We start from the raw sequence: 21,024 nt of genomic DNA, 5'->3' as shown, positions 1-21,024 counted from the left end.
AGCGCAATCTGTAAATGACAAATGGGAATCTGCAAATGGACCTTAATAATCGCCTGACTGAAGATGAAACACTGGAACAGGCTTACGATATTTTTCTGGAACTGGCAGGTGATAACCTCGATCCAGCAGATATTTTACTGTTTAACCTTCAGTTTGAAGAGCGCGGCGGTGCTGAGTTATTTGATCCCGCCGAAGATTGGCAAGAACATGTCGATTTTGATGTAAATCCGGACTTTTTCGCCGAAGTTGTCATTGGTCTGGCTGATAGTGATGGTGAAGAGATAAACGATGTGTTTGCTCGTGTTCTACTGTGCCGAGAAAAAGATCATAAACTTTGCCATATCTTGTGGAAAGAGTAACCAGCGCCCCACCCGCTGCTTAGCTTTGGCAGCAGCTTGATCAACCTGATGTTTGTCGCTCGTGTATTATACCCAATAAAAAATCCCCGCTGATTTATCTGGCGGGGATTTTTGCTATCAGACTATTAATATCTGAATATGGGCATCATAGCGGATCCACTTTCAGGCAAGAAACCGCATGGCGGAAGCTCCCCTCCAATAATGGGCGGGTTTTTGCACACTCTGGCCCAGCGATTGGGCAGCGAGTACGAAAAACGCAGCCAGATGGCGGATTAATGGGTGATGGTAACCCCCCCTCCAGCAACTGAATCACTTTTGCCCTTTCTTTATCTGGGTCAGGGATAGGTACGGCCGACATCAATGCTTTGGTGTAGGGATGCTGAGGATTATGGTAAACCTCATCATAAGTGCCAAGCTCTACCGCATGCCCCAGATACATCACTAATACCCGGTCAGAAATATGTTTTACCACCGCCAGATCATGTGCGATGAAAATCAGTGACAGCCCCATTTCACGTTGTAATTGCTGCAACAGGTTTACCACTTGAGCCTGAATTGATACATCCAATGCTGATACCGGCTCATCGCAAATAACCAGTTTCGGTTCAAGGATCAATGCGCGAGCAATCCCAATACGTTGGCACTGACCACCCGAGAATTCATGAGGATAGCGGTTGATTAAGTTAGGCAGTAAACCCACCTTCAGCATCATGGCTTTGACTTTATCTTTAACTTCCTGACGCGGCATTTTGGGATGATAAGTCCGCAGTGGTTCAGCAATGATTTCACCGATAGTCATTCGCGGATTTAATGATGCCAGTGGGTCCTGGAATATCATCTGGATATCGCTGCGCGTCTCACGCCACTGCGCATCACTCATGTTAAGTAAATCTTTACCTAACCACGCCACACTACCACTAGTTGCTTTCACCAAACCAATGATAGCGCGGGCAAAAGTTGATTTACCACAACCAGACTCACCCACCACACCTAAGGTTTCACCTTCGTACAAACGCAAGGTAACGCCATCGACAGCTTTGAGGGTTTTTGACGGCTGCCAGAACCACTGTTTACCATCCTGAATATCAAAATGGACTTTCAGGTCAGCCACTTCTAACAATACTTTTTTCTCTGTCATGGCATTCATACTAATTCCCCTACTGGCTTGTAGCAGGCACGTAAACGGCCATCACCAAAATGCTCTAATGCTGGAGCGGTGCTACAGCTTTCCATTGCATACTGGCAACGAGGCTGGAATGGGCACCCTTTCGGCAAGCGCAGTAAATTGGGTGGATTACCCGGAATAGTCATGAGAGATTCGCCTTCAGCATCAAGGCGAGGTACTGCATTCAGCAGACCAATAGAATAAGGGTGACTTGGATGATAAAACACATCCCGAGCCTGACCATATTCCATAGTTCGCCCCGCATACATCACCAGGACTTTATTACAAATACCGGCAACCACCCCAAGGTCATGGGTAATCATAATGATCGCCGTATTGAACTCATTCTTAAGTTCATTTAGCAACGTCATGATTTGAGCCTGAACAGTCACATCCAGTGCTGTTGTCGGTTCATCCGCAATCAACAGCTTAGGGCGGCACAGCAGCGCCATAGCTATCATCACGCGCTGACGCATTCCTCCTGAAAATTCATGCGGATACATACGCATACGCTTACGCGCTTCAGGCATTTTTACCGCATCAAGCATGCGAATTGACTCTTCAAAGGCCTCACTCTTACTCATCTTTTTATGCAATTGCAGCACTTCCATTAGCTGCTCACCCACGCGCATATAAGGATTTAGGGAGGTCATTGGGTCTTGGAAGATCATCGAGATCTCTTCTGCCCGTAAACGGTTCAACTGCTTTTCGGGTAAATTCAGGATCTCACGGCCATTAAACTTCGCCGAACCCCCGATCCGACCATTACTGGCCAGCAGCCCCATCAATGCAAATGCTGTTTGGGATTTACCTGAACCTGACTCGCCCACAATACCCAGCGTTTCACCAGCGCGCAGGTCAAAATTAAGCGCGTTTACCGCAGTAACATCACCGTCGGGTGTGCCGAATGTAACGGTCAAGTCTTTGACATCCAACAGAACGTTTTGCTGAACAGCAGACTGATTATCAATAGTCATCATAGTGCTACTCCTCAGCGATCTTTCGGGTCGAGGGCATCACGTAAGCCATCGCCGATAAAGTTGAAACAAAACAGTGTGACCACCAAGAAACCGGCAGGAAACATCAATAACCAAGGAGAAACTTCCATCGAGTTGGCACCATCACTGAGTAATGCGCCCCAACTACTCAGCGGCTCTTGCGTCCCTAACCCTAAGAAGCTCAGGAATGATTCAAACAAAATCATGCTAGGAACCAGTAATGAGGCGTATACCACAACCACGCCCAACACGTTTGGTACGATATGGCGCAACACAATATTACGCGTGGAAACACCGCCCACCAACGCCGCTTCGATGAACTCTTTGCGTTTCAGACTTAATGTCTGCCCACGCACAATACGTGCCATATCCAGCCAGGAGACCATACCGATCGCGACAAATATCAGTAAAATATTCTGACCAAAAAAAGTCACCAGCAAAATGACGAAGAACATGAAGGGGAATGAGTTAAGAATCTCCAGCAAACGCATCATCAGTGAGTCGACTTTCCCACCCAGATAGCCTGATAACGATCCATATAAGGTGCCAACCACCACGGCAACCAAGGCCGCAGCAACACCCACCATCAATGAGATGCGTCCACCAATCGCTACGCGTACCAATAAGTCGCGGCCAGATGAATCCGTACCAAAGTAGTGTCCGGACTCAATATCGGGTGCCGCTGACATCATGCCCCAGTCAGTATCGGCATAGGAAAACTGAGCTAACATCGGGGCAAAAATGACAAATAAAGTAATTAACATCAGGATCACCAAACTGGTGATCGCCGCGCGGTTATGAACAAAGCGGCGGCGGGCATCCTGCCAAAGGCTACGCCCTTCAACTTCCAGTTTTTCACTGAAAACTTCCAGAGCTTCGCTATTTTTCTTGCTTAACATAATTGGCGTGCTCCAGTGCTAGTAACGGATTTTCGGATCGATAACGGCATATAACACGTCAACAATCGCATTGAATAAAATGGTTAATGCGCCTACCAAAATGGTCAGACTCAGGACCAGTGAGTAATCGCGGTTTAACGCTCCGTTGACAAACAACTGACCAATACCCGGCAAACCAAAAATGGTTTCAATGACCATTGAGCCGGTGATAATGCCAACAAATGCTGGCCCCATATAGGATAAGACAGGTAACAACGCAGGCTTTAACGCATGACGTAATACAATCGTTCGCAGTGGCAAACCCTTGGCCCGCGCAGTACGAATAAAGTTGGAATGCAGAACTTCAATCATTGAGCCACGGGTAATACGCGCGATACTGGCGATATAAGCCAATGACAGCGCCACCATCGGCAAAATAATAAATTTCGGTGCGCCGCCGTTCCAACCGCCACCGGGCAGCCATTTTAATATAATGGCAAAAACCAGGACTAACAGAGGAGCAACGACGAAACTCGGAATAACCACTCCGGTCATGGCAAACCCCATGACGGTATAATCCCACTTGGTATTTTGGTTCAGCGCAGCAATAACTCCGGCACTGACACCTAAAATCACTGCCAGTAGGAATGCCGCAAGCCCCAGTTTTGCTGAAACTGGAAACGAAGCTGAGACCAACTCATTGACTGTGTAGTCTTTGTATTTGAAGGAAGGCCCAAGATCACCTTGCGCCAGTTGACCCAAGTAATTGAAATACTGTTTATAAACTGGGTCATTGAGGTGATATTTCGCCTCAATATTTGCCATCACTTCGGGTGGAAGATTACGTTCGCCAGTGAATGGGCTGCCTGGGGCGAGACGCATCATGAAGAATGAGATGGTAATCAAAATAAAAAGTGTCGGAATTGCTTCCAGACAGCGGCGTAGAATAAATTTTAACATTGCCTGTACCTTTAGCCTCTTACTGCGACTTTATATTTCAAAGCAAAAAGGGCAGCCCATGACTTACCGGCTGCCCTTATAATATTAGTGCTTGATAATATAAAGATCTTTAACGTGCATATTATCCAGTGGATCCTTACCGGTATAACCACCGACATAAGGTTTCACTAAACGGGCATTCACGTAATAGAACAACGGTACAATTGCAGAATCTTTATCCAACAGGACTTCAGCTTGTTGGTACAAACCAGCACGCTCTTTCTCGGTTTGAACTTTCAGCGTATCGCCAATCAGCTTATCAAACGCCGGGCTCTTATAATGCACGGTGTTATTGCTGCTGTCAGATAGCATCATATTCAGGAATGAAGAAGGTTCGTTATAGTCAGCACACCAGCCAGCACGAGCGACATCGAAAGTCCCTTGATGGCGGGTATCAAGGAAGGTTTTCCACTCTTGATTTTCTAACTTCACGTCAACACCCAAGTTTTTCTTCCAGATAGATGCCGCCGCGATGGCCAGTTTCTTATGCAGATCAGAAGTGTTGTATAACAGATTGAAGGTGAGTGGTTTATCTTTAGTGTAACCGGCTTCAGCCAGCAACTTTTTAGCCACTTCATTGCGTTTTTCTTGTGTCCAGCTGAACCATTCTGGCGGTGTCAACTCGGCACCACTGGTGTATGGCGGGGTGAAACCATAAGCCGGTAAATCACCCTGGTTTTTCACTTTGTTGACGATAATATCGCGATCCATACCCAGTTTCAGGGCTTCACGGACACGGGCATCAGTGAATGGTGCTTTTTGGTTGTTGATTTCGTAGTAATAGGTGCACAGATAGGGGTCAACATGCACTTCTTGTGGGATCTCTTTTTTCAGTTTCTGGAATAATTCAATCGGCATGTTGTTATAAGTCATGTCGATTTCGCCGCTACGATAGCGGTTAACGTCAGTCACTTCAGAAGAGATTGGCAAGTATGTAACCTGATTAATAACGGTCTTCGCATTATCCCAATAAGTTGGGCTGCGCTCTAACACGATACGTTCGTTAACGACCCAATCTTTCAACTTATAGGCACCGTTACCGACAAAGTTTTGTGGCTGCGTCCACTTCTCGCCAAACTTCTCAATAACAGTTTTGTTCACCGGAGACATAGAAGGATGAGCTAACAATTTTTCCAAATAAGGAACCGGCTCACTCAGCGTCACTTCTAGAGTATGGTCATCCAGAGCTTTTACACCCAAGGTATCAGGTGATTTTTTACCGGTGATAATATCGTCGATATTAGCGATATGTGCATATTGCACATAGCTTGCATACGGAGAAACAGTTTTAGGATCAGACAGGCGCTGCCAGCTATAAACAAAATCTTGAGCCGTTACAGGGTCACCATTTGACCATTTAGCATCTTTACGCAGATGGAACGTCCACACTTTAAAGTCTTTATTATCCCAACTTTCCGCTACACCCGGCAGGATCTTGCCGTTAGGATCATTAATAACCAACCCTTCTAACAGATCACGAGAGATATTTGATTCAGGTACACCTTCGATTTTATGTGGGTCTAATGACTGAGGCTCGGAACCATTATTGCGAACTAAAACTTGCTTCTCCGCCAGCTGTACACCTGCAGGTACATTGGCTGCAAAAGTATTTCCTACAACCGTCATACCCAAAGCAGCCACAATGCCTGCGGCCAGGAGACTTTTTTTCGTGATGTTGGTCATGCTTATATTCACTCCAGTTTTTATTATTGCATCGCCCTATAGTCAGGCGAGCTTCACCTTTAAAAGGCATTTATCAATTACATCGCACGGGGAACGAATCCGGCCATGTAATATCCTATATGTATTAACATCAGACGAAAATTCGTACTGTGTTATACATCCCTAATACCCTGTTTGTTTTCCTAAATACTTTATGACACGACTTCTTACTGCAAACTCTATTTCTGGCTACTGTACCTGACGAATATAAAGATTTTTTAAATCAATTAAATCTTGCGGATCTTTACCGCTATATCCCCCCACTGTTGGCCTAATAAGCCGCACACTGACACGGTAATATACCGGCACCATCGCCGAATCCTTGTCCAACAAATTCTCTGCTTGCTGGTACAAAGCGGTACGGGCTTTAACATCAGGTGCTGCCAACGTTTTGGCTAATAATGCATCAAAATCTGGGTTTTTATAGAAGAAGGTATTATTGCTGCTGTTTGATAACAGCATATTGAGGAATGCTGTTGGTTCGTTGTAATCGCCACACCATGTTGCTCTGGCAACATCAAACTGGCCCTGATGGCGACTTTCTAACGATGTTTTCCATTCCTGATTCTGTAAGGTAACAGTAGCACCGAGATTCTTTTGCCACATGGATGCTGCAGCAATAGCTTGTTGTTTATTTTGATCTGAGGTGTTGTAGAGCAAATTAAACTTTAATGGGTTTTCAGCATTAAAACCGGCTTCTGCAAGTAACTTCTTCGCCTCGGCATTACGTTTTTCCTGCGGCCAACTTGCCCATTCAGGTAAAACAAAATTTGCGCCCTCGGTAAATGTTGGGGTAAAACCATAAGCAGGGATCTGCCCTTGCCCCATAATTTTGGTGGCAATAATGTCGCGATCGAGCGTTAACTTAATCGCTGTTCTGACCCTTGCGTCAGTGAACGGCGCTTTTTCATTATTAATTTCGTAATAAAAAGTACAAAGATACGGGCTGACATGAACCTGTGCTGGCAGGTCTTTTTTCATTTTGGCAAACAGATGGGGAGGAATGGCGCTGTTGGTAATATCAATTTCACCACTACGGTAGCGATTGATATCACTCACTTCAGAACTGATCGGTAAGAAAGTCGCTTTATTGATGACAGTTTCTTTATTATTCCAATAAGTCGGACTGCGTTCGAGCACAATACGCTCATTAACCACCCAGTCTTTTAATTTATAGGCTCCATTACCGACAAAATTTTGTGGCAGCGTCCATTTATCGCCATATTTCTCAACAACATCACGCTTAACCGGCTTCATTGAGGTGTGTGACAACATGCTAATAAAGTAAGGGACAGGTTCGGTTAACGTAACTTGCAAGGTGTTGGCATCTAATGCTTTTACCCCTAATTCATCTGGTTTTTTGACGCCTTTTAGCACCGCGTCAACATTCTCAATTTGGGCATACTGTAAATAACTGGCGTACGGAGAGCCTATTTTAGGATTAGCCAAACGCTGCCAGCTATAAACAAAGTCCTGCGCTGTGACGGGTGTGCCATCACTCCACACCGCGTCATCACGTAAATGGAAAGTCCAGACTTTATAGCCGTCATTATCCCAATGACTCGCGACGGCAGGAATGATATGACCATTCGCATCATTACTCACCAGCCCTTCCAGCAGATTCATAATAATATTGGTTTCAGGATTTCCCTCAACCTTATGTGGGTCTAAAGAGGCAACTTCGGAACCATTATTAATAGTAATACTCTGATCTAGCGCTAATTCTACGCCCGGAGGAACCGCTACCGCCATTGATCCAGCCGAAAAAGATAAACCCAAAATAGTGCCAATTATTGCCAGTGGTCGCTGTTTAAACTTTCTTTGCATTTCTAACCGCCCTTTTATGAGACTTGTGATGTTTTTCTCAAGGTTTTGCGTCAATCTGCCGCCAACAACGACTAGCAATAACTATTCCAAAAATAAAAATTACGAGTCAGTTTTATTGAAAAAACAAGAAATCTCTCGCTATGGAGTTGTCCGAAAGCTAAAAGCTAACAGAAGCCGAAATCTGACGCCAATAATTTTTACAGAAATGTTAAGCAACTCTCTTTTTCAATCGGGTACTGACGATAGTAACTCATTGTATAAGCATTCAAGTCAAGACGTAATGCTTTGAATTTATTAGTTATATATAATAACGATTTTAACTTCACATCAAAAATTATGTTTAAAAACAGTGATAAGAAACATAAAGTTAACATTTTTACTATTACCAGAATAAACACCTACTCATTGCAATGTAATCACTAATAACATCTAGATAAATTCAGCACAAGCCCTACAGAATGATGTGAGCATTTTAACAACAAATAGCGTATTTAATTTAATCGGAAGGTTAATCAGCGAGTTATTAAAGATGAACAAATAGGCCTTAAGCCAAATTATTTGTACCGAGCAACTATTAATGCAGCATTTGAGTGCAATAGATTAAAGTTCATTCATTATTTGCACCAAAATAATGCCTGGAGACTTCAATATCATACTAATGACAAGAAAAAGGTCACCGGTAATAACCAAGTGGCCTGAGGTTAATGTCAAAGTGCCCGTAGCGGTGAAAACAGGCAGATCGTAAAGACGCCGTAAACCCTTCCCTAGGGGCTCGAGGTTTGTCAGCAGTCTGAGGCCACCGGTAATAACCAGGTGGCCTCTCAACAGTGATGAATGGGGAGCTATTGATTAATTGTCTTGATGCGGGTTAAAGCAAACCAGGGAAAATAGCTTTGATGCCGGTTACTATGAATTCGATACCCAATGCCATCAGCAGTAAACCCATAATACGTGTAATAACGTTAATACCAGTTTGACCGAGTAATCGAACCAATAATGGTGCAGCCCGGAACAATAACCAACAACAGAATGCAAAAAGCGCAATCGCGACAGTTAACCCCATTAAGTTCTGCCAACTGTGATAGCGAGAACTCCAAACGATAGTTGAACTGATCGCACCCGGCCCTGCCATCAATGGTAATGCCAATGGGACGACGCCAATACTTTCACGCACCGCAGTTTCTGTTTTTTCCTGCTTGTTCTGTTTATCTTCACCCAGCTTACCGCTGATCATTGACATGGCAATACTCACCACCAAGATCCCGCCAGCAATACGAAATGAATCAATAGAAATACCAAATATTTTTAGAATGGCATCGCCAAGAAATAGCGAAATCCATAAAATAATTGCCACCGACAGGTTGGCAGTTAGGTTGGTTTTATCCCGCCCTGCTGCTGCCTGATAGCTGGTCATACTGATAAATACTGGCAAAATACCCACCGGGTTCACCAGCGCAAATAAGCCAACAAAAAACTTGATGTAACCTGAAAGGTCCAACAGAGATTGACTCACACATCGCTCCGCGAAATTGCTCGTAAATACATCACAGATATCAGGCCATTATACCGAATACCCCGAGACAACACATCTTACGGTTAAACTGGGTAAATTTGCAGAGCAAATAATGATATCACCCGTGCCGCTACAGATCTTCACAGTCCAAACACCTAACAATAGTTCTTTTCACTGAAAATCACGTTTAGGACATTCTTCAAGTAGATGTGCGCGCTAATGTAATAGAATTAGTCACAGGAATCTATGGAATAAACCAGCATTTATGCTTGATAAATTGGTGTCAGCTAAAATGGCATTTATTGTTAATATTCCGTGGCGTTAATGCTGATTTAACGTCATGAATTATCACTTTATTTACTCAAATGATAATTACTCTCAACTAATAATTGCTGAATGGTGTCAGCTTGACGATTTTGTGATTTAAATCACGAAAAACATACCTAGGAATAGTTAAGCTCAGAGCCGTGGTAGAGAGTAACTCGGTTAAGGAATAGAGTATAAGGGTTGAAAATAGTTTTTTCCCCCTCACATTATTCCTAGTGGACTTAAAGCTCTTTCAGTAAATTAGCGGTAAGCAATGAGAAAGTAGGATATAAAAACTATCTCTATTTGCCAGTACGGCATGGATAAGCCTGTCTATACTAGTTGCTTCAACAGCTCATTTACTAAAAGAGTTTAACATTATCAGGAGAGCATTATGGCTGTAACGAATGTCGCTGAACTTAACGAGCTAGTAGCACGCGTCAAGAAAGCCCAGCGCGAGTATGCCAACTTCACTCAAGAGCAGGTTGATAAAATCTTCCGCGCCGCAGCTCTGGCTGCTGCAGATGCCCGTATCCCTCTGGCTAAATTAGCTGTAGAAGAATCAGGCATGGGTATTGTGGAAGACAAAGTGATCAAAAACCACTTTGCTTCTGAATACATTTACAATGCTTACAAAGATGAAAAGACTTGTGGCATTCTGGAAGAAGATAAAACCTTTGGTACTATCACCATCGCTGAACCTATCGGTTTGATTTGCGGTATCGTGCCAACGACCAACCCAACCTCTACTGCTATCTTCAAGGCGTTAATTAGCCTGAAGACCCGTAACGGTATCGTATTCTCTCCACATCCTCGTGCAAAAGACGCAACCAATAAAGCCGCAGATATCGTGCTTCAAGCCGCTATCGCAGCAGGTGCGCCAGCCGATATTATTGGTTGGATTGATGCCCCTACCGTTGAGTTATCGAACCAACTGATGCATCACCCAGACATTAACCTGATTCTGGCGACCGGTGGTCCCGGCATGGTTAAAGCAGCTTACAGTTCTGGTAAGCCAGCTATCGGTGTTGGTGCTGGTAACACGCCAGTAGTTGTTGATGAAACAGCAGATATCAAACGTGTAGTCGCCTCTATCCTGATGTCTAAAACCTTTGATAACGGCGTAATCTGTGCGTCAGAGCAGTCCATCATCGTCGTTGACTCAGTTTATGACGCTGTCCGTGAGCGCTTCGCTTCACACGGTGGCTACCTGTTACAAGGCAAAGAACTGAAAGCTGTTCAGGATATCATCCTGAAAAATGGTGGCCTGAACGCCGCTATCGTGGGTCAGCCAGCAACTAAAATTGCTGAAATGGCCGGCATTAAAGTTCCTGCTAATACCAAGATTCTTATCGGCGAAGTTAAAGTTGTTGATGAATCAGAGCCATTCGCTCACGAAAAACTGTCTCCTACTTTGGCGATGTATCGTGCGAAGAGCTTCGAAGACGCAGTTGAAAAAGCAGAAAAACTGGTGGAAATGGGCGGTATCGGCCATACATCTTGCCTGTATACAGACCAGGATAATCAGCCAGCGCGCGTTAAGTATTTCGGCGATAAAATGAAAACCGCCCGAATCTTAATCAACACGCCTGCCTCTCATGGTGGTATCGGTGACCTGTATAACTTCAAAGTAGCGCCGTCTCTGACGCTGGGTTGCGGTTCTTGGGGGGGTAACTCCATCTCTGAAAACGTCGGTCCGAAACACTTGATCAACAAGAAAACTGTGGCTAAGCGAGCAGAAAACATGTTGTGGCATAAACTCCCGAAATCTATTTACTTCCGCCGAGGCTCTCTGCCTATCGCGTTGGAAGAAGTGGCAACTGACGGTGCAAAACGTGCCTTCATCGTGACTGACCGCTACCTGTTCAACAACGGTTATGCCGATCAAATCACCAGCGTACTGAAATCTCACGGTATCGAAACTGAAGTCTTCTTCGAAGTAGAAGCAGACCCTACCCTGAGCATCGTACGTAAAGGTGCAGAGCAGATGAACTCCTTCAAACCAGACGTGATCATCGCGCTGGGTGGTGGTTCACCGATGGATGCTGCCAAAATCATGTGGGTGATGTACGAACATCCTGAAACTCACTTCGAAGAACTGGCATTGCGCTTTATGGATATCCGTAAACGTATTTACAAGTTCCCGAAAATGGGCGTGAAAGCGAAAATGATCGCCGTCACTACCACATCAGGTACCGGTTCAGAAGTCACGCCATTTGCCGTAGTTACTGACGATGCGACAGGCCAGAAATATCCATTGGCTGACTATGCATTGACACCAGATATGGCAATCGTTGATGCCAACCTGGTTATGAATATGCCTAAGTCTCTGTGTGCCTTCGGTGGACTGGACGCAGTGACCCATGCTCTGGAAGCGTATGTTTCTGTATTGGCAAACGAATACTCTGACGGTCAGGCTCTGCAAGCGCTGAAACTGCTGAAAGAATTCCTGCCAGCCAGTTATCACGAAGGGGCAAAAAATCCGGTTGCACGTGAACGCGTTCACAACGCCGCGACCATTGCCGGTATCGCTTTTGCTAACGCCTTCTTGGGTGTCTGTCACTCAATGGCCCATAAACTGGGTTCTGAGTTCCACATCCCACACGGCCTGGCAAACGCCATGTTGATTTCTAACGTTATCCGCTATAACGCGAATGACAACCCAACCAAACAGACTGCTTTCAGCCAGTATGACCGCCCACAAGCGCGTCGTCGCTATGCTGAAATTGCAGACCATCTGGGTCTGAGTGCTCCGGGCGACCGTACCGCACAGAAAATCCAGAAATTGCTGGCTTGGTTAGATGAAATCAAAGCTGATTTGGGCATCCCGGCGTCAATTCGTGAAGCTGGCGTTCAAGAAGCAGACTTCCTGGCTAAAGTAGACAAATTGTCTGAAGATGCATTCGATGACCAGTGTACAGGTGCTAACCCACGCTACCCACTGATCTCTGAGCTGAAACAGATCCTGATGGATACTTACTACGGCCGTGAATTTAGCGAAGAGCTTGACCGTGAAGAAGTTGCAGTAGCAACTCCAGCACCAAAAGCTGAGAAAAAAGCTAAAAAGTAATCTCTATCTTGGTGAGTAACCTTATCTCCGGCTGAGGTTATTAACAGAAGATATAACCCCCGACAATCGTTGGGGGTTTCTTTTTATGGCTATCACTTTATAGCTATCACTCAAATAAATGTCCCCTTCTCGACTCACCTTTACGCATGGCCTCTCAATGTGCCATAGCAGCGATTTATCTCTACCCTTACCAATCCATACCTCTCATGAGATAAATTCGCTTTGCCCCGCCAAGGGCGATTTAAATTGGGATATAACGGGCTAATAAGGAATGAGTGCAATGTCCATCTGCACAAGAGCGGTGAACCACGCGCCACAGCGGGCATCTAACTTAAGTGTTCAGTCAAAAAATATAACGTTTGGAGATCTCTGCAACATAGATAAGCGCTACGAATGGGGCTGTATGGTTCTATTTGGCATTAATAGCGCAAAAGACAAAACTACCCCACAGTATGAATAAAACAGCCAGTGAGGTGTTTTGCTGCTAATTAGGGGATATTTAAGGATATTGCTGGAGACAAGCCGCTTTAATAGCTTCTTTATAATGGCGGCGACAAACCGAAACGTAGCTTTCATTCCCACCAATGACTACTTGTTCACCATCGTGCACTGCTCGCCCCTGTGCATCCAAACGTAACACCATGTTTGCTTTGCGCCCACAATGACAAATCGTCTTTAATTCGACTAATTTGTCGGCCCATGACAACAAGTATTTACTCCCGGGGAATAACTCACCGAGGAAATCAGTGCGCAGGCCGTAACACAACACCGGGATATGTAATTCATCTACTACCTGGCACAATTCCTGAACCTGATCTTTGGTCAGAAACTGACACTCATCAAGTAAAATACAATGAACTGGTTTCTCCTGATGCTCTGTGGTGATAATAGATAATAATGATGTGCCGCTATTGTAAAGCAGGGCTTGTGAAGATAGGCCAATACGCGAACTGACCGTTCCGACCCCAAAGCGATTATCAATCTCCGCGGTAAAAACCAGCGTGCGCATGCCACGCTCTTGGTAGTTATAAGAAGACTGCAATAGCGCGGTGGATTTGCCTGCATTCATTGCTGAATAATAAAAATAAAGTTGAGCCATGGGCCCGTAACTCCAATAGTCTAATAAATGGTCACATTGACAATGTGAGCGCAGTTTATCACAAATTCACGGTTTTCGCGGGGGAGACCACTTCCCGTATATTACTGTTTTCTATATTAAGTCATGATATCGCTAATGATACTGATAGAATGTTCATGTTAAATGCTTCTCTATTATTAGGCACATTACATGACTCATTTCACAATATTGATACACTAAAAAGATTACTGCTTGAACATTAACCAGGTTAGAGCGATATGAAAGCAATAGTGTTTGATATGTAGGCCGCACGATTGGTTCATTAATGATATGTGTAATGTGCTTTCACCATTAATTCGTAAAATAGTGACAACAAATATTGCCCAATCTGACAAAGCCTGGAAAGCCTCATTTTTTTACGCAATATGTCATTGCTGCTATATCAATATCGCGATGTGCTTGTATGATCAGTTATTGTGCATCACAACATGAGAAGTAAGGTATTTTTGCTTTATTGATATAAAGCAAACTTATAACTTAGTGAGAGAATCATGTTCACGAGTAGGCTCATTAGCAAGTAAAACGAAGATTGACGTTAAAAACAGCTCAGATAATAACAAGAGCCATGCGTTTATTAGTAGGAAGCAGCAACTTTTCGCTAATAAAATACGTAAATTCGAGTATGCTAATCAAATTGGCTATTGCAGAAATTAAAATAGCACTCTATTATTATCCAGACGCCCCCCCACCAATTATAATTTGAGACCAGGACAATGAGCGAAGCGTTAAAGATTCTTAACAATATCCGTACTCTGCGTGCACAAGCACGTGAATGCACTCTTGAAACATTAGAAGAAATGCTCGAGAAACTTGAAGTGGTCGTTAACGAACGCCGCGAAGAAGATTCCCAGGCACAAGCAGAAATTGAAGAACGCACACGTAAATTACAGCAATACCGTGAAATGCTGATTGCAGATGGTATTGATCCAAATGAACTGTTGAATGCTATGGCAGTTACTAAAGCCGCTGCTACTAAATCAAAACGTGCTGCACGCCCTGCTAAATATAAGTACATTGATGAAAATGGCGAAACTAAAACCTGGACCGGCCAAGGCCGTACTCCAGCAGTGATTAAGAAAGCCATTGAAGAGCAAGGTAAATCACTGGATGATTTCCTGCTGTAATCGTGATAGTTAATTAGCTATTGTGATAAAAATACCCTCCTATGATATGGGGGGTATTTTTTTGTTCTCTTCTTAAGAGTTAAAATTCGACGCATCCCAGAGAATTACCCTCCCCTCCCAATTGATAAGCAACAGTCATTCTGAACATATCATTCCCAATAAATAACGCACTGTTACCACTATCACAAAGTGTCGATAAGAATGCTCTGCTAATTTATAACAATACAATAATCGATATAATAACCAAATCGACACCATCGTTTGGCGATATAAGAGAAACTCAGTGGTAAACTACGGTGCCTGAATCCTATGGGGATTAGGTTGGTTACAAAACAAAAACTAATTTAATTTTGCACCCAACACATAAAACCATCTTTATCACTTAATGCGCACGTTTAATCGAAGCACCACGGCCAATCCCGTAATAAGTAAAACCTCGGCTATTTAAGCGTTCGGGATCGTACAAATTACGCCCATCAAAAATAACCGGCTGCTTGAGGCGAGCCTTGATCATATCAAAATCAGGTGCTCTAAAATTCTGCCATTCAGTACAAATAATTAAAGCATCAGCACCTTGTAATGCTGACTCCTTTGTACCCATTAATCTTAAATCATCCCTGGCACCATAAATTCGCTGTGCTTCATCCATCGCCTCTGGATCATAAGCTTGAATAGTTACCCCTGCCTTCCACAACGCCTCCATTAAAATACGGCTTGGGGCCTCTCGCATATCATCAGTGTTGGGTTTAAATGCTAATCCCCAAAGAGCCAATGTTTTCCCAGCCAGTTGTGAGTCAAAATGCTGCTGAATAAATTCGACCAACTTAAACTTCTGCTGATGATTGATTTGCTCAACAGCCTGCAACAGTTGAGGCTGATAGCCACAACCTTCCGCTGTACGAATTAACGCCTGAATATCTTTGGGGAAACAAGAACCGCCATAACCACAACCGGAATAAATAAAATGGTAGCCAATGCGAGAATCAGAACCAATGCCTTGCCGCACTTTTTCGATATCAGCACCAACGCCTTCAGCGATATTAGCAATCTCATTCATAAAACTGATTTTAGTTGCCAACATGCCATTTGCTGCATATTTAGTCAGCTCAGCACTACGAATATCCATAATTACCAACCGGTCATGATTTCGATTAAATGGCTCGTATAGCTCACTAATTAAATCGATAACGCTGTTATCATTAGTATCAATACCAATAACAATACGTTCAGGCCGTTTACAGTCTGCTACAGCAGCACCCTCTTTTAAAAATTCTGGATTTGAAACTACATTGAAGGTTATTTGCTTCCCACGTTGCTGTAGAAGAGCTTGTACCCTTTGTTGCACTTTTTCCGCAGTCCCTACAGGCACGGTTGATTTATCGATAATGACTTTCGGGGTATCCATATATTTAGCAATGGTACTGGCAACCTCAAGAACATATTGCAGATCTGCAGCACCGTCCTCATCGGGCGGAGTGCCAACGGCAATAAATTGAATAGCAGCATGTGCCACGCCTGCTGCCGCATCTGTAGAAAATCGAAGTCTGCCCTCATCATAATTTTCTTTTACCAATGGCGCTAATCCAGGTTCGAAAATAGCGATACGGCCGTTCTGTAGGTCAGCAACTTTGTTCTCATCAATATCTATGCACAGGACATCATGGCCAACTTCAGCCAATACCGCGGCCTGAACTAACCCTACATAACCAATGCCAAAAACCGTAACTTTCATTCGATCTGTCCTCGAGTTTATATTCAATAAGGAGCGCACAACTGACCATTATCAGGAACTAACCTTAATTTAGCCTGAGGCGACACACCTTATTGCCTGCGTACAATAAAGCAGGTTGAAAAATTTCAAAGAAAAGTAAGGAAGAAAGTATATCAACCGATAATTCGTACATCTCGGCTGCACACATCGATTGAAACAAATTAGGCTTATTTCACAGATTCGTTATAGAACCATTTATATTAGGATAGATATTTCAGATAACAAATGCGGCAATAGATTAGTTAAACAAATACTTATTCGGCCATCAACTCACAGTAAGGCCTATTCATCAGTTGAAAGCATCAAGCGTAAACGACTACCGCCCCCCCAAACCTGGCACTGCCATGCATCACAACGCTGACTAATTTGATTTAGATGAGTTGTTTTTAACGTACCTAAAGGCACACCATTACTGAGTTGAATTTGATTTTTGCCCGCGTTGACATTGGCATGCAAACCAGCAGAAACCAGTATCAGATTCTGATACTCCACATGGTAATAACCCACTAACAAAGGAAACTGTCCATCCAAATGAGTACGTCTTAAGAGTTGGTTCAACTGTTCGAGCAAAGATGACATCTGTGGCAAACGATGTTGTTGATGCGCCAAATGCTCCTGAAGAATCCCGTTGAATAGCACTCTTAACAGTAACGCCGCCAAAATGCCGTTATCTCCGGCCCGCGTGACATCCAGACAATAAAAGGCTAAATCTTTATCTGACAATGCGGCAATATCCAATACCAGCCCTGGTTTCTCAACCATAGTTAATTGACGATAATTTATGCGGCAGTGTGCAAGAGTCTGCTGAGCAGGTGGTTGTAGCTGTTTTAATAACTGAGCGGCATCATAAGGATTTTTACGCAGCGCCTCCCAATCTTGAATAAGTTCACTTTCTTCAATGGCATGTGAGGTGAACAATGCAGGATAAAGACAAGCAAACACTGCTTCACGTAAGCGATTTAAATCCACAATCGGCTTCAGCAAAACATCTTTTACCCCCAGGCGTAAGACTTGAGCAATATCCGTCATTTTATCGGTGGCAGATATGACTAAAATAGGAACCTTCATTCCTTGAATCAGTAAGCGCTCGACAAACTCAATCCCCCCCATCACCGGCATCGCCAGATCGCAAAGTATTAAGTCAGGAACCTGAATTTTTAGCTGTTCCAGGGCCACCAGTCCATTTTCCGCTTGGTGAATTGTCGCGCCGAGTGAGCTTAAGAATCCCGCAATAACTGAGCGAAAAACGGTTTCATCCTCAACGACTAAAATATTTTTACCTGCTAATGGTTTTTCCATGCACTGCTTCTCTTACTAACCTTAATGGTAATAGTGGCTCAAAATGATTGTTTGTGCTTGTCAGAAATTGTTATGTGCGGTGTTACAAACATCAACTTGTACTATCTGTGCCTTATCAGGTGATGTAATTGTTCCTCGCACTTCTCCACGGCTAACTGCCCCGCCGCAATGGCTTCATCCGCGCGGTGAAAATCCAGCATTGATATTTGTGGGCAATAAGGTTGAATGAGAACATCAGGAGGATCGCCGGCCATGCGATTACGTTTCAATCGGTTTTCTAATACTTGAATCGATGTCGACATTATTTCCATGGCACTGGGCGCATTCTTCGTCGAGTTAGAGGATAAGTTCGTTATTCGTGCCCGTAAGCGCCCGCGCCAACTATCCGATATATCCGCAGACTTATCCTCAAGAGGCTCTTGAGCGGAAAGGATGTCTTGCTGAATGAGGTGTGCATCATGTTGCAAATCAACCGCAATAACCCGATCTGCTCCCATTGCTCTGGCCAAAGAGATTGGAACCGGATTAACTACTGCACCATCAACCAACCAATACCCACCAAACCATACAGGTGAGAATAAACCCGGCATACTGCACGATGCCCTGATCGCTTGCTTAATATCGCCCTCAGTAAGCCATAGCTCCCGCCCGGTAGTTAAATTTGTCACCACAGACCCGAAAGGTAATACGCAATCGGCAATATCTTGTACTTCGATTATTTCATTTACAGCATTAAAAACCCGTTCTCCACGTAATAATCCACTGCGCCGCCACGAAAAATCCATCAAACGGATAACATCCCAGTATTTAAATGAGCGTACCCAGCGCTCCATTGCATCCAGGTGATCACTCGCGTAGGCGGCACCGACCAACGAGCCGACTGAACATCCGGCGACTACATCAATCTTGATGCCCATTTTTTTCAGCGCATTAATGACACCAATGTGTGCCCATCCTTTTGCAGCGCCTGCTCCCAGTGCCAGTCCAATTTTACTTTGTCTCATTGTATTTCATCCCTATCTAACCGGTTTGGCACTGTTTCTCATCTGCACAAATCAAATAAACCTAACGTCACATGCTGATAGCCAATACAGTTCACATCAATCTGGCTGTGGCTAAGGAATAAAGCTCTGTTTGTTCTGTTACTTTGCAGCCTTACAGATGAAACTATAGTGAATATTTGTCCTTCTGGTATTTTGATACAAATACTTTACATTTCCTGACTAAGATATAGCCTTCGGCCCAAAGGGGGTACCAGGAATATTGAAATATGCCAAGCCGACCTATTTATTCCTGAACTTCTTACATTAATGAATCAATTAGATGCGTACCAATCTGCATTATACCCCTATGAAAACAATCACACGGAATCTCTCGATAGTTTGGCTCAGATACAAACATTCGTTTATGTTGCTAAATATGAAGAAGGTATAGTTGGATGCGCTATTCTGGCACTGCCCAAGACAGCGTACCCTGAAATGAAGCGTGTTTTTGTCAGCTCAGATTATCGAGGCCAGGGAGTTGCTCGACGGCTAATGACCGCGTTGCTCCATCAAGCTAATGCATTAAGTTTAAAGAAAATTTATCTTGATACGGGAGTTTATCAACCTGAGTCGATAAAATTATATCAACGATTAGATTTTGAATTAACATCTCAATTTGGCCGCTATGAATATGACCCATTAAGTGTGTATATGATGAAATCGCTAGATTCTGGCCACAGAGCAAACCATGAGCAACATGCATAATATACATGCGTCTAATTCATGAAATATTTCTTTTGAGTTTCACTATTTTTAAAATAGATGGAATGCAAAATAGCCGCCCTGATGGCAGCTATTTAGAATAAATATCCGAGATTACACAAATCAAAATACGAGATATTGTCTAATAATAACAAAGCTCGGAAACAGATAATTACATATTATGCTGTTATTTTACATTCTGCTTTTGATGAATTTAGAACCATCATCCGCAAACTGAATTCTATCCAGAATATTGTGAAGACTTACGGATTAATGATGAAATAATTAACCGTTAAAAGTACCAAATGAGACGCTCATTTTTTCGAACATTGCGATGATTTTGTTAATCAGTTTCATGGGTTGCTCCTGTAAATATCTTTATTTTTATGTGATACACATCACAGTTACAAAGTTAAGCCAAAATGAAACGCCGGTCAAGTATTTTTGTGACACTCATCACAATTCTTTTCAACCTGCCGCTCTTCTCTTCCAAAACTATCCGCTTTGAACCTCAACAGATGATTAGGTAAGATAGCCCTCATATTCACAACAGTTCGATTTTACCGACTCTGATTTACTGCTTACGGGCAACGAGTGGCTATCACGGCATATTGATTATTTGGAGAAATTTTGTCAGAACAGTGCCCTTGCGGCAGTACACTTGAATATCAAAGGTGTTGTGAACCTTATATTCTGGGTACCGAAATTGCGGCTAAACCGTCTATATTGATGCGTTCCCGTTATAGTGCCTACGTGAAAAAGAATGTGGATTATCTCATTGCAACCTGGCATCCCGACTGCAATGCCGAACAATGGCGCGATGGAATCATTCAAAGTTTCAGCAATACCACATGGCAGGGATTAACCGTTATTGCTGAAATGGCTGGGGATCATGATAATGAGGCTTTTGTTGAATTCATTGCCCGCTTTAAAGATGCCAATAGTACTCAGGTGAGCGCGATGCATGAACGTTCCCGCTTTCTTCGCATAAAAGAACACTGGTACTATATTGACGGAATCCGGCCATCTGTGGGTAGAAATGATACCTGCCCATGTGGTTCTGGAAAAAAATATAAGAAATGTTGCGGGCGCTAACAGTAAAATCGTTCT

General features: G+C 43.6%; 16 protein-coding genes. 5 read left to right on the top strand and 11 right to left on the bottom strand.

The window, feature by feature from the left end; translation table 11 throughout:
• Window positions 1-29 precede the first annotated feature (29 nt).
• The gene (locus FGL26_RS04060) at window positions 30-359 is read left to right on the top strand and encodes an HI1450 family dsDNA-mimic protein (RefSeq protein ID WP_026017848.1); all 330 of its coding nucleotides are present in this window, start codon (window positions 30-32) and stop codon (window positions 357-359) included.
• A gap of 145 nt (window positions 360-504) precedes the next feature.
• On the opposite strand, the gene oppF is transcribed toward FGL26_RS04060, so the two are convergent.
• The 7 genes from oppF to FGL26_RS04025 all read right to left on the bottom strand — a co-directional run bounded on the left by oppF (window position 505) and on the right by FGL26_RS04025 (window position 9,461).
• On the bottom strand, window positions 505-1,506 hold the full coding sequence (oppF, locus tag FGL26_RS04055; RefSeq protein WP_032912713.1) for a murein tripeptide/oligopeptide ABC transporter ATP binding protein OppF: 1,002 nt from the start codon (window positions 1,504-1,506) through the stop codon (window positions 505-507).
• Window positions 1,503-2,504 carry an ABC transporter ATP-binding protein gene (gene oppD, locus FGL26_RS04050; protein WP_005169311.1) on the bottom strand — a complete coding sequence of 334 codons (1,002 nt, stop codon included), beginning with the start codon at window positions 2,502-2,504 and terminating at the stop codon, window positions 1,503-1,505. The genes oppF and oppD overlap by 4 nt, the downstream gene beginning before the upstream one ends.
• An 11-nt stretch (window positions 2,505-2,515) precedes the next feature.
• On the bottom strand, window positions 2,516-3,424 hold the full coding sequence (gene oppC / locus FGL26_RS04045) for an oligopeptide ABC transporter permease OppC (RefSeq protein ID WP_026017849.1): 909 nt from the start codon (window positions 3,422-3,424) through the stop codon (window positions 2,516-2,518).
• Between the two features lie 15 nt (window positions 3,425-3,439).
• A complete protein-coding gene (gene oppB / locus FGL26_RS04040; protein WP_005164166.1) occupies window positions 3,440-4,360 on the bottom strand; it encodes an oligopeptide ABC transporter permease OppB in 921 nt (306 codons plus the stop codon).
• Window positions 4,361-4,444: 84 nt separating this feature from the next.
• Window positions 4,445-6,082 (bottom strand): oligopeptide ABC transporter substrate-binding protein OppA, encoded by a 1,638-nt coding sequence (oppA, locus tag FGL26_RS04035; protein ID WP_005169310.1) that lies wholly within the window; start codon window positions 6,080-6,082, stop codon window positions 4,445-4,447.
• 228 nt (window positions 6,083-6,310) lie between these two features.
• Complete coding sequence (locus FGL26_RS04030; protein ID WP_005169309.1) at window positions 6,311-7,948, bottom strand: ABC transporter substrate-binding protein; 1,638 nt, start codon at window positions 7,946-7,948, stop codon at window positions 6,311-6,313.
• Window positions 7,949-8,816: 868 nt separating this feature from the next.
• A complete protein-coding gene (locus tag FGL26_RS04025; RefSeq protein WP_005164160.1) occupies window positions 8,817-9,461 on the bottom strand; it encodes a YchE family NAAT transporter in 645 nt (214 codons plus the stop codon).
• 700 nt (window positions 9,462-10,161) lie between these two features.
• On the opposite strand from FGL26_RS04025, the gene adhE reads away from it, so the two are divergent.
• The gene (gene adhE / locus FGL26_RS04015) at window positions 10,162-12,837 is read left to right on the top strand and encodes a bifunctional acetaldehyde-CoA/alcohol dehydrogenase (RefSeq protein WP_005169308.1); all 2,676 of its coding nucleotides are present in this window, start codon (window positions 10,162-10,164) and stop codon (window positions 12,835-12,837) included.
• 499 nt (window positions 12,838-13,336) lie between these two features.
• On the opposite strand, the gene FGL26_RS04010 is transcribed toward adhE, so the two are convergent.
• Window positions 13,337-13,936, bottom strand: coding sequence for a thymidine kinase (locus FGL26_RS04010; protein ID WP_005169307.1), 600 nt, complete (start codon window positions 13,934-13,936; stop codon window positions 13,337-13,339).
• Between the two features lie 752 nt (window positions 13,937-14,688).
• Here FGL26_RS04010 and hns point away from each other — a divergent pair.
• Entirely contained in the window at window positions 14,689-15,099 is a 411-nt protein-coding gene (gene hns, locus FGL26_RS04000; RefSeq protein ID WP_005169306.1) for a histone-like nucleoid-structuring protein H-NS, read from the top strand.
• A gap of 382 nt (window positions 15,100-15,481) precedes the next feature.
• On the opposite strand, the gene FGL26_RS03995 is transcribed toward hns, so the two are convergent.
• From FGL26_RS03995 to rssA, 3 genes are all read right to left on the bottom strand, one after another.
• Window positions 15,482-16,831: a UDP-glucose dehydrogenase family protein gene (locus FGL26_RS03995; RefSeq protein ID WP_005169305.1), complete on the bottom strand. Its 1,350-nt coding sequence runs from the start codon at window positions 16,829-16,831 to the stop codon at window positions 15,482-15,484.
• 321 nt (window positions 16,832-17,152) lie between these two features.
• Window positions 17,153-18,169 carry a two-component system response regulator RssB gene (rssB, locus tag FGL26_RS03990; RefSeq protein WP_005169304.1) on the bottom strand — a complete coding sequence of 339 codons (1,017 nt, stop codon included), beginning with the start codon at window positions 18,167-18,169 and terminating at the stop codon, window positions 17,153-17,155.
• 101 nt (window positions 18,170-18,270) lie between these two features.
• A complete protein-coding gene (gene rssA, locus FGL26_RS03985) occupies window positions 18,271-19,173 on the bottom strand; it encodes a patatin-like phospholipase RssA (protein ID WP_005169303.1) in 903 nt (300 codons plus the stop codon).
• A 306-nt stretch (window positions 19,174-19,479) separates the two neighbouring features.
• On the opposite strand from rssA, the gene FGL26_RS03980 reads away from it, so the two are divergent.
• Window positions 19,480-19,917, top strand: a complete 438-nt coding sequence (locus tag FGL26_RS03980; RefSeq protein WP_005169302.1) for a GNAT family N-acetyltransferase — start codon at window positions 19,480-19,482, stop codon at window positions 19,915-19,917.
• 627 nt (window positions 19,918-20,544) lie between these two features.
• A complete protein-coding gene (locus tag FGL26_RS03975) occupies window positions 20,545-21,009 on the top strand; it encodes a YchJ family protein (protein WP_005169300.1) in 465 nt (154 codons plus the stop codon).
• Window positions 21,010-21,024: the final 15 nt, after the last annotated feature.

This window comes from Yersinia enterocolitica subsp. enterocolitica (genome assembly GCF_901472495.1).
In the GTDB taxonomy this organism is placed as follows: domain Bacteria; phylum Pseudomonadota; class Gammaproteobacteria; order Enterobacterales; family Enterobacteriaceae; genus Yersinia; species Yersinia enterocolitica.
Note: the sequence above shows the minus strand (reverse complement) of the source record. Positions and strands in the feature narration are given on the sequence as shown.

Excerpts from the sequence above, each read along its gene's own strand:
- oppF (WP_032912713.1), bottom strand. The coding sequence starts at position 1,506 with ATGAATGCCATGACAGAGAAAAAAGTATTGTTAGAAGTGGCTGACCTG.
- oppD (WP_005169311.1), bottom strand. The coding sequence starts at position 2,504 with ATGATGACTATTGATAATCAGTCTGCTGTTCAGCAAAACGTTCTGTTG.
- oppB (WP_005164166.1), bottom strand. The coding sequence starts at position 4,360 with ATGTTAAAATTTATTCTACGCCGCTGTCTGGAAGCAATTCCGACACTT.
- oppA (WP_005169310.1), bottom strand. The coding sequence starts at position 6,082 with ATGACCAACATCACGAAAAAAAGTCTCCTGGCCGCAGGCATTGTGGCT.
- FGL26_RS04030 (WP_005169309.1), bottom strand. The coding sequence starts at position 7,948 with ATGCAAAGAAAGTTTAAACAGCGACCACTGGCAATAATTGGCACTATT.
- adhE (WP_005169308.1), top strand. The coding sequence starts at position 10,162 with ATGGCTGTAACGAATGTCGCTGAACTTAACGAGCTAGTAGCACGCGTC.
- FGL26_RS04010 (WP_005169307.1), bottom strand. The coding sequence starts at position 13,936 with ATGGCTCAACTTTATTTTTATTATTCAGCAATGAATGCAGGCAAATCC.
- hns (WP_005169306.1), top strand. The coding sequence starts at position 14,689 with ATGAGCGAAGCGTTAAAGATTCTTAACAATATCCGTACTCTGCGTGCA.
- FGL26_RS03995 (WP_005169305.1), bottom strand. The coding sequence starts at position 16,831 with ATGAAAGTTACGGTTTTTGGCATTGGTTATGTAGGGTTAGTTCAGGCC.
- rssB (WP_005169304.1), bottom strand. The coding sequence starts at position 18,169 with ATGGAAAAACCATTAGCAGGTAAAAATATTTTAGTCGTTGAGGATGAA.
- rssA (WP_005169303.1), bottom strand. The coding sequence starts at position 19,173 with ATGAGACAAAGTAAAATTGGACTGGCACTGGGAGCAGGCGCTGCAAAA.
- FGL26_RS03980 (WP_005169302.1), top strand. The coding sequence starts at position 19,480 with ATGAATCAATTAGATGCGTACCAATCTGCATTATACCCCTATGAAAAC.